The sequence below is a fragment of the Weizmannia sp. FSL K6-0777 genome (assembly GCF_038593185.1).
In the GTDB taxonomy this organism is placed as follows: Bacteria; Bacillota; Bacilli; order Bacillales; family Bacillaceae_C; genus Weizmannia; species Weizmannia faecalis.
This window is the reverse complement of the sequence record NZ_CP151971.1, coordinates 578,666-594,417: the sequence shown is the minus strand read 5'-3', so window position 1 is coordinate 594,417 and position 15,752 is coordinate 578,666. Positions and strand designations below refer to the sequence as shown.

General features: G+C 45.4%; 15 protein-coding genes and 2 pseudogenes. 9 read left to right on the top strand and 8 right to left on the bottom strand.

All coding sequences use genetic code 11. From position 1 onward, the window contains the following. Positions 1-16 precede the first annotated feature (16 nt). Positions 17-1,099 (top strand): iron-containing alcohol dehydrogenase family protein, encoded by a 1,083-nt coding sequence (locus tag NST70_RS02760; protein WP_251459683.1) that lies wholly within the window; start codon positions 17-19, stop codon positions 1,097-1,099. Between the two features lie 203 nt (positions 1,100-1,302). Here the strand turns inward: NST70_RS02760 and NST70_RS02755 are convergent, their stop codons facing one another. After that, positions 1,303-1,467, bottom strand: a complete 165-nt coding sequence (locus NST70_RS02755; RefSeq protein ID WP_013858399.1) for a hypothetical protein — start codon at positions 1,465-1,467, stop codon at positions 1,303-1,305. 212 nt (positions 1,468-1,679) lie between these two features. Between NST70_RS02755 and NST70_RS02750 the strand changes: the two genes are divergently transcribed. Beyond that, positions 1,680-3,200 (top strand): IS5-like element ISBco3 family transposase, encoded by a 1,521-nt coding sequence (locus tag NST70_RS02750; protein WP_043052461.1) that lies wholly within the window; start codon positions 1,680-1,682, stop codon positions 3,198-3,200. A gap of 69 nt (positions 3,201-3,269) precedes the next feature. Here NST70_RS02750 and NST70_RS02745 read toward each other — a convergent pair whose 3' ends face one another. The 3 genes from NST70_RS02745 to NST70_RS02735 all read right to left on the bottom strand — a co-directional run bounded on the left by NST70_RS02745 (position 3,270) and on the right by NST70_RS02735 (position 6,526). Further along, complete coding sequence (locus NST70_RS02745) at positions 3,270-4,244, bottom strand: Rpn family recombination-promoting nuclease/putative transposase (RefSeq protein ID WP_014096120.1); 975 nt, start codon at positions 4,242-4,244, stop codon at positions 3,270-3,272. Further along, complete coding sequence (locus tag NST70_RS02740; RefSeq protein WP_342475683.1) at positions 4,189-5,298, bottom strand: ATP-binding protein; 1,110 nt, start codon at positions 5,296-5,298, stop codon at positions 4,189-4,191. Before NST70_RS02740 ends, NST70_RS02745 begins: the two co-directional genes overlap by 56 nt. Before the next feature lie 109 nt (positions 5,299-5,407). Continuing rightward, entirely contained in the window at positions 5,408-6,526 is a 1,119-nt protein-coding gene (locus tag NST70_RS02735; RefSeq protein WP_014095882.1) for an RNA-guided endonuclease TnpB family protein, read from the bottom strand. Between the two features lie 87 nt (positions 6,527-6,613). On the opposite strand from NST70_RS02735, the gene NST70_RS02730 reads away from it, so the two are divergent. Continuing rightward, the gene (locus NST70_RS02730) at positions 6,614-6,754 is read left to right on the top strand and encodes a hypothetical protein (RefSeq protein ID WP_014095675.1); all 141 of its coding nucleotides are present in this window, start codon (positions 6,614-6,616) and stop codon (positions 6,752-6,754) included. 34 nt (positions 6,755-6,788) lie between these two features. Here the strand turns inward: NST70_RS02730 and NST70_RS02725 are convergent, their stop codons facing one another. Beyond that, positions 6,789-7,337 (bottom strand): magnesium chelatase domain-containing protein, encoded by a 549-nt coding sequence (locus tag NST70_RS02725; protein ID WP_342475680.1) that lies wholly within the window; start codon positions 7,335-7,337, stop codon positions 6,789-6,791. A 150-nt stretch (positions 7,338-7,487) separates the two neighbouring features. Here NST70_RS02725 and NST70_RS02720 point away from each other — a divergent pair, with 150 nt between their 5' ends. Next, positions 7,488-8,966, top strand: a complete 1,479-nt coding sequence (locus NST70_RS02720; protein ID WP_035191175.1) for a carboxylesterase/lipase family protein — start codon at positions 7,488-7,490, stop codon at positions 8,964-8,966. A 344-nt stretch (positions 8,967-9,310) separates the two neighbouring features. On the opposite strand, the gene NST70_RS02715 is transcribed toward NST70_RS02720, so the two are convergent. Continuing rightward, positions 9,311-10,027 carry an MBL fold metallo-hydrolase gene (locus NST70_RS02715; protein ID WP_251460587.1) on the bottom strand — a complete coding sequence of 239 codons (717 nt, stop codon included), beginning with the start codon at positions 10,025-10,027 and terminating at the stop codon, positions 9,311-9,313. Between the two features lie 623 nt (positions 10,028-10,650). Next, a complete protein-coding gene (locus tag NST70_RS02710; protein WP_013858392.1) occupies positions 10,651-11,466 on the bottom strand; it encodes an SGNH/GDSL hydrolase family protein in 816 nt (271 codons plus the stop codon). 303 nt (positions 11,467-11,769) lie between these two features. Between NST70_RS02710 and NST70_RS02705 the strand changes: the two genes are divergently transcribed. From NST70_RS02705 to NST70_RS02695, 3 genes and pseudogenes are all read left to right on the top strand, one after another. Next, positions 11,770-12,342, top strand: a complete 573-nt coding sequence (locus tag NST70_RS02705) for a cupin domain-containing protein (protein ID WP_061087265.1) — start codon at positions 11,770-11,772, stop codon at positions 12,340-12,342. A 150-nt stretch (positions 12,343-12,492) separates the two neighbouring features. After that, positions 12,493-12,786 (top strand): hypothetical protein, encoded by a 294-nt coding sequence (locus tag NST70_RS02700; RefSeq protein ID WP_061087264.1) that lies wholly within the window; start codon positions 12,493-12,495, stop codon positions 12,784-12,786. A gap of 351 nt (positions 12,787-13,137) precedes the next feature. Beyond that, positions 13,138-13,317 (top strand): annotated as a pseudogene (locus NST70_RS02695) (SDR family NAD(P)-dependent oxidoreductase); the annotation flags it as partial. 122 nt (positions 13,318-13,439) lie between these two features. On the opposite strand, the gene NST70_RS02690 reads toward NST70_RS02695, so the two are convergent. After that, on the bottom strand, positions 13,440-14,558 hold the full coding sequence (locus NST70_RS02690; protein ID WP_014095882.1) for an RNA-guided endonuclease TnpB family protein: 1,119 nt from the start codon (positions 14,556-14,558) through the stop codon (positions 13,440-13,442). A gap of 87 nt (positions 14,559-14,645) precedes the next feature. Between NST70_RS02690 and NST70_RS02685 the strand changes: the two genes are divergently transcribed. Together NST70_RS02685 and NST70_RS02680 are read left to right on the top strand one after the other, a co-directional pair. Then, the gene (locus tag NST70_RS02685; protein ID WP_014095675.1) at positions 14,646-14,786 is read left to right on the top strand and encodes a hypothetical protein; all 141 of its coding nucleotides are present in this window, start codon (positions 14,646-14,648) and stop codon (positions 14,784-14,786) included. A gap of 99 nt (positions 14,787-14,885) precedes the next feature. Next, positions 14,886-15,746, top strand: a pseudogene (locus tag NST70_RS02680) (SDR family oxidoreductase); the annotation flags it as partial. Between the last annotated feature and the right edge of the window lie 6 nt (positions 15,747-15,752).

The window sequence follows — 15,752 nt, the reverse complement described above, 5'->3', positions numbered from 1 at the left end:
ACGGAGGTCCTGTAAAATGCGTCTAAGCCAAGTCATAAGAAGCGGTCCAAACCAATACATATGTGAAGAAGATGCAGCCAAATATTTGGAAGAAAAGCTGGAAGAATTCAAATATCCGGTTGTCATTACCGGGGTAAAATCATTCAAAGCATTTCAAAAATTTGCGTCAATACCGCAAAACTGGCCGGTACTCCGGTACGATCATACTGCAAGTGAGAAAAACATGGCAGCACTGGCGGAACAGGCAGGCCGTGCAGATGTCATCGTCGGGATTGGCGGCGGCAAAGTGCTCGATACGGCAAAGGGAACAGCAGAACTGCTCAACTGTGAAGTCGTGCTCGTTCCAACGCTAGCCGGAACGTGTGCCGGTTATACGCCTTTATCCGCTGTTTATCATGAAGACGGCTCATTCAGTCATGTCGCTTATTACAAACGTTCCGCCTTTTTAACCCTGATCGATTTGCGTATTCTTCTGAACGCACCAGCCGAATATTTGCTGGGCGGAATTGGCGATTCTTTAGCCAAATGGTATGAAGCAGAAGGCATCACCCGTTCCATGAAACATTTGCCGGTGATGGTCGAACTCGGCCTCCGCTCCGCAAAAGCGATTTATGAAGGGATCTTGCGCGACAGTGAGCAGGCATTACACGACCGAAACGAAGGGAAGATAACCGACGCTTTCCGCAATATAGTTGAAATTATCATTGGCGCAGCCGGGACAGTCGGCGGCTTTGCCGGCGAATACGGAAGAATGGCTGGGGCCCACGCCATCCATAACGGGCTGTCCTTCCTGCCGGAAACGCATTCCATTCTGCACGGTTCCAAAGTGGCTTACGGCATCCTTGTCCAATTAGCGGCAACAGGCGATATCAATGAAGTGAAAAAACTGCTTCCGTTGTATCAAAAACTCGGTTTTCCTTATAATCTGGATACACTGCATGTGACGGAAAATCATGGCGCGGCCATTGAAAAAGTCGCAGCATATGCCGCAAAACCCGAAGAATCCTTTCGCCTGCTTGGCAGCTTTACGAAGGCGCAAATTGCAAAAGCAATGGAAACAATCGAACAGCTCACGGCTGAAAAGGCTGATATCAAATGATTGGCACGGGCGGCCCCGGAACAAGGCCGCCTTCACCCTGCTTAAATGCAATCCGTTTGTTGCACCATTTTTTCAAAGTTTCCGCCTTTTCTGTTTGCATCACTTGCAATAGAAATGGCCGCCATAGCGGACTTTCATACGGGATCGCCATTTAAAATGCGGTTATGGAGGCAATTAGGCCTGCCAAAAAATTCGATGCCATATTAATCTTCACCCTTACTTGGATCTGCTTCATCCAGAGACAATCTGACCACTTTCGTATATTCACCTTTTGCTATTTCTTCCGGCGTTGCTTTTTGGTCGAGCTCTTCCTGGTCGTCAAGGCCAGTCGCAAGTGTCGGCTCAACACGTCCGTTCTCTTTTTCCACTCTCTCCACATCCTTATTGAAGTGATGCGGCTAGTTTTCCACGGATGCTCACAATTTATGCGATTGCAGCCGATTGCTCGGTTCTATTTTAGGGCTTGCTGAATAAACAAAAATTCCAGATTTGACAAGGATTTTGGCCACTTTTGTCGAATATAAAGTGTAAGGATTTTATAGGAAACGTGTAAAAAACCTTGCACTTGGAGGCCGTTACGATGTACAAAAAGACTGAACATCAATTAACTTTTGTAGAAGATTTTTTTCTACCATTCGGTGGAAAATTAAATAAAGAAAATCGCTGGGTCCGTCTTGCTGAATTAATCCCTTGGTGGAAGGCTGAAGAAAAGTATGCCAAGTCCTTCAAGAAAAAGTTCAAAGGTGAAAAGGCTTATTCTGTCAGAGTTGCTCTTGGGGCTCTCTATATCAAAGAACGGCTTGGGCTATCTGACCGGGAAACAGTCGAACAGATCACGGAAAACCCGTATCTTCAGTATTTTATCGGGTTGCCTGAATTCCAGGAAAAAGCCCCATTCGATCATTCTCTGATGACTCGTTTTAGAAAACGTTTGGGTGCAAACATCATCAATGAACTGAATGAATGGATTGTTCTGGAAGAACAAGAACGCCAATCGGAAGAAGCATCTAAGGAAAATGACAACGATGATGATCACCATGATGATGACGATCATAGTAGTGGTGATCATCAACCTTCCGGTCCTGCTTCGGAAGAGAATTCAACTGGATCGGCTTCTCCTAAAACGAAGAACAAAGGAAAGCTCATTCTGGACGCAACCTGTGCACCGGCTGATATTGCTTACCCTACTGATCTGGGGCTTTTGAACGAAGCCCGTGAGAAACTGGAACATATCATTGATGTACTGCATGAACCGCACAAAGGAAAATTACCAAAGCCACGGACCTACAGAAAAAGAGCCCGCAGGGACTATCTTTCTGTCGCTAAGCAACGCAAAGCTGGAGCCCGGAAAATCCGGAAAGCTGTCGGCAAACAACTTGGATATGTGAAACGGAATCTGGAGATCATTGGAAATCTCATTTCCCAAAGCTCCCTGTCTCTTTTGAGCAAAGATGAATACCGACAACTCCTCGTGATTCATGAACTTTACCGCCAACAGGCAGAAATGTACAAAAAGAAAACACATCGGATTGACCACCGGATTGTGAGCATTTCCCAGCCGCATGTCCGTCCAATTGTGCGTGGCAAGGCAAAAGCGAACGTGGAATTCGGCTCAAAAGTCGCCATTAGCGTTGTAGATGGCTATGCCTTGATTGAGCAACTCGACTGGGAAAATTACAATGAAGGGATCACCCTTAGAGAATCTATTGAGAACTACTACAACCGGTTCGGATTTTATCCAGAAGCGATTTTAGCAGATAAAATCTACCGAAACCGTGACAACCTAGCATACTGTAAATCTCTTGGCATTCGTCTGAGTGGGCCAAGGTTGGGACGCCCATCCAAAACGGAAGACAAAACCTTAGAACGCGTGGCAAGGCAGGATGCCTCCGAACGTAATGCCGTTGAAAGCAAATTTGGCGAAGGCAAGCGCAAGTATGGGCTAGGCCTTATTCGAGCACGCCTTCAGGAGACCAGTGAAACAGTAGTAGCCCTTCAATTCCTTATAATGAATCTGGAGCGGAAGCTCAGGGTTCTTTTTTTGAAATTTTTGTACAACACTATTTTATATTTTAATAACCGTAATTTGGCTTGTATCTGACAGAATCTGATTCGTTCAGCAAGCCCTATTTTAAAATTTTGAATTTCTTCTTCCGGCAACCCAGTGTATTTATTGATCACACCTAAGTCTGGTTGCTCCGCTCTGTTTCAGCTTTTTCAATTCTTCCTCTGCCAGCCCGGTGTATTTTGCGATTGATGCCAGATCCTGGTTCTCTTCCAGCATTCTTTTGGCAATCCTTAATGCCGCTCTCCTTTCCCCTTCTTTCAACCCCTCTTTCAATCCTTCTTCCTTTCCTTCTTCTTTTCCTTCTTCTTTTCCTTCTTCCTTCCCTTTTTTGTACCCTTTGTCGTAAAAGGAATTTGGCAGGCGCAGGATTTGGTCGGCTTCTTGCGGATCCAGATTTTTAATGCTTGACATCACAAGTTCATCCTCCTTATCCGTTAATTTAAAATAAGAATCAAAAAATCCATAGATTAGTGCCATTCTTGCCGGGTCGAGTTCCATGCGGGCCATCATTCTTAAGAACTCTACTTTTACCTGTACTTTTTCTTTTTTTGTATACCCCATTTTGCTGAGCAGTGCAGCCGCAACGGGATTGTTGCTTCGAATATATTCTTTCCAGTTTTTCCTGATTAAGTGTATGGACATATAACGAAAACGGATGGACTCAAAGTTGCGGATTCTTACGGTGAAAAGAGAAGGAGTTTCCCTGCGTTTATTATAACTGAAAACAGCAATTGGCAAAACCGGCAAGCGATATTTTTCATAAATGCGGGAATAGTAAATAAACATCCGTTCCGGAAATTCCATTTGATAATAAGACTGCGGTTCCACATGGATGAGGACAACCGTGTCTTCCCCTTTTAATTTCAATTTTGCCAAAATATCAATTCTGCGTTGTTCACCAGCTGTGATGTCTGTAAACAGATCCTGCTGGAGGAATTCCACATCAGAAAAGTCCATCCACCGCGCTACTTCCGGGAAAAAGGCTTCCATGAAATCTGCAAAAAAAGTTTGGATAAGTTCTTTAAACAAGCGGTCGTGCGGCAAATACTCCGCTTTTTCTTCCATTATAAGTTGCATATGCATCCACCTTTCTTTTTCCAAAAAGATGATTTCTTTTCATTTGCAATGCCTGCCAGAGCGCGTCTTCTGACAGCTCCCGGCTGCCTTGCAAATCTGAAATCGTCCTTGCCAGCCTGAGAATTTTCATTTGTGCCCGGCTGCTGAAGTTTTCCTTGCTTGCCCACTGCCTGAGCATTAAACTGCTGCTGTTTGCGAGCGGATTTTTTTGTAGAAAGATTTCGTTTGGCACTGTACCGTTACAAACTTCCGCCCCGTACCTTTCGTACTGCCTTTTCCTTGCTTCCGTGACGCGGGTTCGGATCTGTTCTGAAGTTTCGTTTATTTTCCCGGACTCTTCCAGTAACGGTACTGTCCCGACTGGCAAAAATATGTCAAAGCGGTCTAACAGCGGTCCGGAAATCCGGTTTTGATAAGCTTGAATTTGTTTTGGCGTGCATGTGCAATACGCATGGGGCGACCCGAGATAACCGCATGGGCACAAGTTCATGGCCGCAAGCATAATAAACCGGGCAGGGTAAGTCACCGTGGAAGCGGCTCTGCTAATGGTTACTTTCCCATTTTCAAGCGGCTGCCTGAGCATATCAAGCGTTCTTTTTGGAAACTCGGCCATTTCATCGAGAAACAGCACCCCGTGATGGGCTAATGAAATTTCACCCGGATGCGGCCGGGAACCCCCACCGACGAGTGAAACTGCAGATGAAGCGTGATGCGGCGCGCGAAACGGCGGTTTCCGGTGAAATCCCCTTTTCACGTTTGCAAGCTGATAGAGTCCCGCCACTTCAAAAGAAGACGTTTCCGAAAGCGGCGGCAAAATCGAAGGAAAAGCCTCAGCCAGCATACTTTTTCCGCTTCCGGGCGGGCCGTACATTAAAACATTGTGGCTTCCGGCGGCGGCAATCTCCAGTACTTTTTTCACATGCCGGTGCCCAAGAATCATGCTGAAATCTGCTTCGAATGAATACTCATCTGGTTGCAGCTGCCTCTTTTTCCGGACAGGCGGCAGCTTCTTTCCGGACAATGAATCGAGTACGTCCTGTGAACTACCCTCCACTTATCAACCTTACGGTTTGATTGAAGTGGGGGCTTCTCGACTTATCGTTGCTTTTACTAGCCAACGAAAACTGACCGAGCTAACCCTCTTGTTCCAAGAGTTTTGTTACTTATGATAACGCTAATAAGCGTAATCCCTCATTTTTGATATTGATTGCTGAATTGTGATCGCGATCTAATACAAAGCCGCAAGAACATTTATATACACGTTCAGATAATGGCATTTCTTTTTCCTTGCCGCAACATGAACACTTCTTAGTGGAGGGAAACCACTTATCAATTTTCACAAGTTGTTTCCCCTGTTCTTTTAGCTTATACGCTAAGAAAGTAGTGAACATCCCCCAGCCGTTATCATGAACGCTTTTCCCAAAGTGAAGGGCTTGAGACATCCCTTTCATGTTCAAGTCCTCAATCACGACAGCATCAAAGTTAGAAGCTAATTCTTTTGACTTATGATGAAGAAAATTCATGCGTTGGTTCGCCACTTTCTCATGTAACTTAGCCACTACTAGTCGTTGCTTGTTCCAACGTGCAGAACCTTTCTTTCTTCGAGAAAGAATTCGTTGTGCTTTTGCTAATTTATCTAAGGCTTGCCGATAGTAACGTGGGTAATTGGCTTTCTTACCCTGTTCACTCTCGACATATAGACCATCCATAGCAAAATCCAAACCAACAACTTTCTGTATTTTAACTGGACGAATATCTTTCTCATATTCTGTCAAAATTGAAATGTAGTATTTGCCTGTCTTTGTTTTAGAAATAGTGCAAGATTTGATTTTATAATCAGCAGGTATCTCTCTATGCTGTTTCATTTTTATTGGCTTTTTGATTTTTGGCAGTTTGATATGACCATTTTCTAGCTTAATATTTCCGTTGACCATATTAGTTGTATAGGATTGTTTTGCTTTACGATTTTTGAACTTTGGAAAATCCGCATTTCCTTCAAAGAAATTCTTATAAGCAGTCTGTAAGTTCATTTGTGCATTTGCCAAAGCTAAAGAATCCACTTCTTTTAGGAATGGAAATTCACTTTTATATTTTGCAGGAGTCGGAAACTTTTGCTTTTTAAGCAATTCTTTATCATCCTTGAACTTTTCATACGTTTCTTTGCGTTCAGCTAACATCTTATTGTAGACAAAGCGAACACAACCAAATGTCTTAGCTAATAATGCGGATTGTTCTTTGTTTGGTAACAAACGAAACTTGAAAGCTTTGTTTTGCTTGGCCATATCAATTCACCTCACTTTGTGCGGAAAAATTTCGTATATATTGATTATACCGTAAAAAATCCGTACAATCAATATGAGGTGATAATCATGAGAGAAGAGAAAGAACGTGTAGAAATTCGTATGCCTAAGACGATATTAGAAAAATTGGAGCAATATCAAAAAGAAAATGGGATTCCAACTAGAACAGGCGCAATCTTAGAATTGTTGAGAAAAGGATTGGAAAAATAACTTTGGCTAAAGCCAACCGAAATTCATCTCCCACCTACTCATTGGTGCGATTCGCACCTTCACATTCCTTGAGGATGGGAGACTTTTTTCGGAAAGCCGTTAAATGCTGGACAAATATAATATCCATCCCGTCCATTTGTGAAAAGGGAAGTTCCGCAGAGGCTGGCAAATACAATCTTTTCATGCCTAATCCCCTTGCTGCCATCACATACGGAAGCATCCCAGCCACTGCCTGAACAGACCCGTCCAGTGAGAGCGCGCCCAAAAAGGCAGTATGATCAGGAATTCTGGCATGAAAAAAGTGGTTTTCTGCCATCAGCCCGATTGCAATGGGCAGATCAAGTGCAGGACTGTTTTTCCGCTCGTCTGCCGGGGAAAGATTGACAATCGTTTTGCTTTGGAACAGCATACATCCAATCGATGAACATGCACCCCGTATTCGTTCCTTAGATTCTTTCACCGAAGCATCCGGCAACCCGACAATGGTGATCCCGGACCCGCACCCCAACATCATCTGCACTTCGGCATGAACACAATATCCTTCTATTCCCTTTAGGCCAATACTGCTTATGATGGTTGCCATATTTTCGCACCCCTTCACCCGAACTTACATTCTATAAACAGAATAAAAGATCGTACGTTCGTTGTCAATCTATTTTTCAAAAAAACTGAAAGGAAATTTGCACATTCCCGTCGAATACTTTAGAAATCCATTCCGGAAAGGAGAATAAAAATGAAGACAGCAATTGTTGAAACCGTTTTCGGAAAGGCCCGGGGATACGAGGAAAAAGGTGTGCAAATCTGGAAAGGGATTCCCTATGCAAAACCGCCAATCGGACCTTTGCGTTTCCGCCCGCCGGAACTGCCCGAACCCTGGGCAGGCGTAAAAGATTGCACGCAGTTCGGGCCAATTGCATGGCAGCCGCCGGTTGAACTGATGGATTTTCTCGGGAATCCGGCTGAAAATATGGACGAAGACTGCCTGAATCTTAATATTTGGACGCCTGGAGCAGACGGGGAGAGGCGTCCTGTTATGGTATGGATCCACGGCGGCGCGTTTGCTAACGGGGCAGGTTCAGCGCCTTCTTATGACGGCTCTGCTTTTGCCAAAAACGGGGATGTTGTTGTGGTCACGATCAATTACCGGCTCGGGGCGCTCGGTTTTCTGTATCTTGGCGAAATGGGCGGAGAAAAATATGAGGCCTCCGGAAATTGCGGGATCCTCGATCAGATCGCAGCTTTAAAATGGGTAAAAGAAAATATTGCTGCTTTCGGCGGGGATCCGGACTGCGTGACCATTTTCGGCGAATCTGCAGGTGCCATGAGTGTTGCGGCATTGCTTTCTTCCCCTGCCGCAAGCGGGTTGTTTCATAAGGCCATTCTCGAAAGCGGGGCGGCCAATTTTACCGCTACACCTGAACGGGCAGCCAAAAATGCACGACGCATACTGGAAACGCTTGGTCTGGAGAAAAAAGATGTTGCAAAACTGGCAGAGGTGCCGGCAAAAAATCTAGCAGAGGCTGTGAATTCGCTCCCTTTCATGAGCCTACTTCCGGTTACAGATGGCATTGTGCTGCCGGAACATCCGGAAAGGGCTCTTGAAAATGCGGCAAAGGACATTCCGGTTTTAATCGGAACAAATAAGGACGAATACCGATTGTTCACTGTTTTCGATCCGGTGTGGAAAAGGCAGGACCCTAAAGAGATGCAGGACGTTTTCCAAAAAACATTTGCAAAGTATTGGGACGCCCTTTCCGCAAAAATTACAGATCCAAGTGCATTTACCCAGGAATTATACGACCGGATCATGACATACTTTGTATTTACCGGTCCTGCCTTAAAATTGGCAGATACCCGCGCACAAACCGGGGAAAAGGTGTGGATGTACCAGTTTGACTGGGAAAGCCCCGTTTATAACGGGACGCTTAAAGCCTGCCATGCCCTGGAAATTCCATTTGTGTGGCATACGCTGGAACAACCCGGCACGGAAAACTTAACGGGAAATGCACCCGGTCGGCATGCGCTTGCAGACCGGATGCATCAGGCATGGATTGCTTTTGCCCAAAATGGCGATCCGAATTGCAGCCTGCTCCCCGAATGGCCGCCATATGACAAAAGGCAGCGGCCCGCGATGACTTTTGGCCAGGATTGCAGAGTGGAAAATGATCCGCACCAAGCCGAGCGGGCATTGTGGGGCAGCTTGGGGGAATGAGAAGCCGCGGCAAAAAGCAAAATAACTCGGGCGGCGGGCATTTTTTAAATCAACATGCCGGCGAACCTGCACCAGGCAGGGGGGCAGGATGACAAGGCCGCCCGGAACATGAGCGGCAACAAAACCCATTTTATATCACACACCGGCGATACGGCCTGCACCAGAAAAGGAAGGCTGCGGGGCAAGGTCGGCCGCTATATGACTCAAAAACGACAAAAAACGGCCCACACCAGAAAAGGAAAAAACAGAAAGACAGGGACTTTTCTTCCCCATGTCCGGCATCTTTTCCAGCCATCGGTTTGGCTTATGAAATAAGAACGTGGCTTTTTTGCCACGCTCTTATTTCATTCTGCAAGCTTGCGAATCTGTTCATTTACATTTTCATGGCACAGGCCGCCGTGGTAGCAGATGACGGATTCAATATCAAAATCAAGCAGCTTTTTCAATGAAGCCATTGCGGTTCCCATATCAGGCGTGACTTGCTGTCTGGGGCCATGCAGTTTGCCGTTGTCTGCAACCATCGCATCCGCAGCGATCAATGTTTTGCTCTTTTTAAGATACAGGCAGCAATGGCCAGGCGTATGCCCCGGTGTAAAAATCACCTCTATTCCGCCGCCAAAAGGCAGAACTTCTCCATCCCCGATCACTTTGTCCACTTTCGCTTTCGGCGGATTCAAATACATCTGTTTCATTTCTTCCGGCATCGATTCCCATCTTGCCGGATCGATCTTTTCCGGATCCGCTTTGATCAGAAGCCTCTCCCCTTCGATATATGGCTTGTCCAACCCGTGTGCGTACACCGTAATGGAATGGCCGGACTCTGCCAATATTTCCGGCACGCTGCCAATATGATCCATATCCTGGTGCGTCAGAATAACTGCGTCCAATTTTTCAAACGGCACGCCCGCCTTCTCCATTTCTGCACGGATCAAATCAAGCGAACCCGGCATGCCGGCATCTACCAAAACCGCTTTCTGTTCATCCCAGATCAAAGTGGGGTGAATGATAAAATGGTTCAGGTTGATTTCCAGCATCGCAACGCCCTCGGCAATTTTTTTCAATTGAATCCCTCCCATCTGCATTGTCTTTTCCATCTTATCACAAAAAACAGACAGCCCTATTCTGCTGCCTTTCGCTATTCCTTCCGAAGCTGGAGCTTATGGCGCTGGTGCGCGCCATCGCTGCACCAATAAGAAAAAGGAGGACTCCTGGCACGAGAACGTTAAAAACATGGGTGGCCGTATTAGGCAGCACCGTACTAAATCCGTTTCTCGGTGAAGAACTCCCGGCCACGCCGGCAACGCCAACTTTATAAAACCACAATTGGAAACGGCATGTTAACCTTTTGCATCTCGATAGTTCTTGATAACGAATTACAATGGGCATTGCATCAACTGTCTCTCAAAATAAATGCAGCTGAAAGCGGCGCCATTTTTTCGTAATAACGAACAAAATACTTTCTTTTTCGCTACATTCCTTTGTTTTCCTTGCTTTTTAAAAATATATTAAGAACAAATTGTTTTATATTACGAACAATTCGTTTTTCACTGAGGTGATTTATCCGGAAACAGCAAAAAGCCCTGTCTTTCAGAGATAGCCTTCTGAAAGACAGGGCGATATATTCACAATCCTTGAGCGCCTGCCAAAAGACCGGGGGTTGCCCTTCCGAAAAGCAGCCAGTATTTTACTTTAACAGCCCATACGCTTTTTTGTACACCGTATTTGCAATTTCTTTATGCCCTTTGTCATTGGCAAGCCAGCCATCGCTTTTGCCCGTGGCCGCTTTCTCTCCTTTCTGGCCGTGTGTATCGGAACGGTTCAGCCAGACAGATTCAATATTGGCAACAGGAACACCCTTTGCCTTCCCCACCTCTTCAATGGCGCGGTCATAAGTAAAAGACAACTGCCCGCTGTTCCAGGTGGTGAGCAAAATGATTTTTGTTTTCTTGCCGGTACTCTTTCTGATTTCATCCACAAAATGTTCGAGATCTTTCTTAAATTGGCCGGCAGAAACGTAAGTGTTTTTGGCATTCCGGTTCAGATCAAACGTACCGAACTCAATCGTCACAAGATCAGGATGATTGAAAATAATATGGGGAAGACTGTCTGCCCCATGTTCCTTCAGGCCGGCCCCGCTCTTGCCGTAGCCATTGATGGTCTTCACTTTATATCCAAGGCCTTGGTGAATGCGCGCAGCCAACAAAGCGGCATACGTTTTGCTTTTTTTCGTTGCAAAATCCCCTGCTGTCAGGCTGGAGCCGACCGGCAAATACACCAGTTCTTTCCCTTTATGTTTTTCGTAAATCTGTTTTGCCGCGCTTTCCTTTGCTGCCTTTGCCTCCAGGCTGCGCTTCTTTTCTTTTGCCAAGTCTTTTTTATATTGCTGCTGTGCTTTTTCAATCGTTTTTCCGGTGTTCGCCTGATAATACCAGTTACCGATTCCCAGCACACCAGCCGTAATGAAAAACAATAAGACTACGAGCCATCCTTTTTTTCCCAAACTGCCGTCCTCCTGAATGGTTTCTGAGACTATTATACAAGATTTGCCTGTAAGAGGGAAAAAGGATAGGATGTGGTTGGGTATCCAAAAAAACTTGCTTTGCCGTATCCCATTACACCATGGATGCCTTTATTAAAAAAGCCCGCGGATTTTTGGCAAAAAGTGAAAGTTTCCGATAGGTTAGGCGGGGAAAAACAATAACAAGGGCGGAGCATACCAAAAAGAAAATTCTGCCTGTATCGTGCAGATGAACGAGAAGCCAGGAAATCATGAAACCTGATTAAAAGAGGAGGGGAAACAACCATGAAACGATTGCTTCCATTTATGTCAGCTTCAGACGGCAAAGATGCAGGGGGCACGGCAGCAAACGATAACGTTTCTGCATTTTATTTTGAGGAGAACGGCGGTATTCCGAATAATCCGTTTCTCCCTGTGCTCATTTACCACGGTGTTTTTAAAGGACGGACAGACGAAATTGAGAAAGTGTTTCAAAAAAATAATTGGGGAAACAACTGGGTATGGACCATTTTCCCTTACCATCATTTCCACAGCAATTCCCATGAAGTGATTGCGGTACGGAGCGGCCATGCCAAAGTGCAGCTTGGCGGCCCTCAAGGTAAAATTTTTACAATTTCTGAAGGTGATTGTGTGCTGATGCCGGCCGGAACCGGGCATAAACGGATTGAGTCAGGAGGCGGGTTCGCGGTGACAGGGGGTTATCCGGGCGGGCAGGATTATGATACCCAAATGAGGGCCGATGAAACCTTGCGCGAAAATATCCGCAAAACCGGCATGCCGGAAACCGATCCCGTGTTTGGAAAAAACGGGCCGCTTTTTTCCTACTGGACCCCTGAACCGGGCGGCAAAGCAGGATGAGCGGCAGTTCGCGGGCAGAAACGGCCGCCAGGGCAGGCTGGTTCCAGCGCAAAAGATGAAATTTCTTTCTAGTTTGCATTCCATATTGCATAAAATGAAACCCAACTTGAAAGACTAGCCTTGTATTCTTTACAGAAATGGGTGTGAATCATGAAGGAAATTTTGGAACAAGTGAAGGAAAAGCTCGAAAACGCTTATAATCATCTCGATTCAGCAGATTTAGATGCCTGCATCCGGCAGCTTCAGGATGCCCGCCAGCAGTACGGGGACAAAGGGACGATGATTGAAGATGCCATTACGGCGATCGAACAGGCGAAACATTCGATCCCGGAACACCGCCATGCAGGTACTGATTCGGCGGCAGGCGCATTCGGCCAGGCATACAACGCCCTTGAGCATGCCATTGAGTCTTTCTCTGGAACGGAAAATAATGATCCATTTTAAAAGGCAGATTTTTAAAAACAACATCGTGCTCCATTCAAACCTTGGATTTTCCAAGGTTTTTCTGTTATTCCATCCATGTAGCGCGAACCGGGCAACGATTTTGGACAAGGAAGCCAATACTCTCCAAATGATTTCCGCAATCGCGGTTTCGGCAATTTCTCCCATGCATCCCTTAAAAAAAAGCCCAACCGCGCCTTCCCTGCTTTTTCAATTCCGGAACCTCCCATTTCCAAATCCTGCTGCTGCAAAAATAACCGCAATCAGAGTATAGATATATTACGAAACACAGCAAAAAAACTTCAAGGAGGGCATACATTGGACCAATCTTATGTACAACAAGGCAACGGCAGTATGGATGCCAGTATGGAAAAACCATTATCACTGAAAAAACTGGCAGACCAGGTCATCGTGATCACCGGCGCTTCGAGCGGGATCGGGCTTGCCACCGCAAGAATGGCTGCAGCCCGCGGCGCACGGCTTGTACTCGCGGCAAGGAATGAGCACGCGTTGAAAATTCTTGCCAATGAGGTGAACTACCCTCCACTTATCAACCTTACGGTTTGATTGAAGTGGGGGCTTCTCGACTTATCGTTGCTTTTACTAGCCAACGAAAACTGACCGAGCTAACCCTCTTGTTCCAAGAGTTTTGTTACTTATGATAACGCTAATAAGCGTAATCCCTCATTTTTGATATTGATTGCTGAATTGTGATCGCGATCTAATACAAAGCCGCAAGAACATTTATATACACGTTCAGATAATGGCATTTCTTTTTCCTTGCCGCAACATGAACACTTCTTAGTGGAGGGAAACCACTTATCAATTTTCACAAGTTGTTTCCCCTGTTCTTTTAGCTTATACGCTAAGAAAGTAGTGAACATCCCCCAGCCGTTATCATGAACGCTTTTCCCAAAGTGAAGGGCTTGAGACATCCCTTTCATGTTCAAGTCCTCAATCACGACAGCATCAAAGTTAGAAGCTAATTCTTTTGACTTATGATGAAGAAAATTCATGCGTTGGTTCGCCACTTTCTCATGTAATTTAGCCACTACTAGTCGTTGCTTGTTCCAACGTGCAGAACCTTTCTTTCTTCGAGAAAGAATTCGTTGTGCTTTTGCTAATTTATCTAAGGCTTGCCGATAGTAACGTGGGTAATTGGCTTTCTTACCCTGTTCACTCTCGACATATAGACCATCCATAGCAAAATCCAAACCAACAACTTTCTGTATTTTAACTGGACGAATATCTTTCTCATATTCTGTCAAAATTGAAATGTAGTATTTGCCTGTCTTTGTTTTAGAAATAGTGCAAGATTTGATTTTATAATCAGCAGGTATCTCTCTATGCTGTTTCATTTTTATTGGCTTTTTGATTTTTGGCAGTTTGATATGACCATTTTCTAGCTTAATATTTCCGTTGACCATATTAGTTGTATAGGATTGTTTTGCTTTACGATTTTTGAACTTTGGAAAATCCGCATTTCCTTCAAAGAAATTCTTATAAGCAGTCTGTAAGTTCATTTGTGCATTTGCCAAAGCTAAAGAATCCACTTCTTTTAGGAATGGAAATTCACTTTTATATTTTGCAGGAGTCGGAAACTTTTGCTTTTTAAGCAATTCTTTATCATCCTTGAACTTTTCATACGTTTCTTTGCGTTCAGCTAACATCTTATTGTAGACAAAGCGAACACAACCAAATGTCTTAGCTAATAATGCGGATTGTTCTTTGTTTGGTAACAAACGAAACTTGAAAGCTTTGTTTTGCTTGGCCATATCAATTCACCTCACTTTGTGCGGAAAAATTTCGTATATATTGATTATACCGTAAAAAATCCGTACAATCAATATGAGGTGATAATCATGAGAGAAGAGAAAGAACGTGTAGAAATTCGTATGCCTAAGACGATATTAGAAAAATTGGAGCAATATCAAAAAGAAAATGGGATTCCAACTAGAACAGGCGCAATCTTAGAATTGTTGAGAAAAGGATTGGAAAAATAACTTTGGCTAAAGCCAACCGAAATTCATCTCCCACCTACTCATTGGTGCGATTCGCACCTTCACATTCCTTGAGGATGGGAGACTTCTTTCGGAAAGACGTTAAAAAATAATGGCAGTTCCGCCATCTGGGTGCGGGCGGATGTCGGCCGCGAAGAAGATGTGAAGCATATTGCGGCAACCGCCATTAAAACGTTCGGCGGCTTTGACACCTGGGTGAACAATGCCGGCGTTTCAATTTTTGGCGAAGCGATGGACGTCAGCATTGAAGACATGAAACGCATGTATGACACGAATTTCTGGGGCGCCGTATACGGGACAAGGTTAGCCGTCCAGCATTACAAAAGCCGCGGCGTGCCCGGCGCTGTGATCAATATCGGCAGCCTGTTCGGCGACCGCGGAACCGTCATCCAGTCCACCTATGCTTCCTCTAAATTTGCGTTGCACGGTTTTACGGAAAGCATCCGGATGGAACTTGAAAAAGAGCATGCGCCCGTTTCGATTACGCTCGTTCACCCCGGCCGGATCGATACGCCGTATAATGAGCATGCGCGCAGCTACCTTAAGAAACAACCGGCGCATTATATGTCCATGATTTACCCGCCTCAAGCCGTCGCGGAAGCCATCCTGTTTGCAGCCGAGCACCCGAAGCGGGATATGTATGTCGGATCGCAGGCAAAAATGGTCGCAGTCTTAGGCCGCTTCTTGCCACGGTTCATGGATAAATTAATGGAGCTGACCATGTACCGGACGCAGCACAGCGACCGGCCGTCAAAGTCGAAAGCGGACAGCGCCCTCTACCATCCGGGTTACGGCCTGCATGAACGGGGCACGAATAAAGGCTGGATGCGCAGAAACAGTTATTATGTCAAGATGAGCAAATATCCGCTTGCATCAGCCGCCATAGCTGCATTTGTCGGGGCAGCGCTCTGGGCTGCCGTTTCACCCAGGCAAAAAGATTAAGGGGCA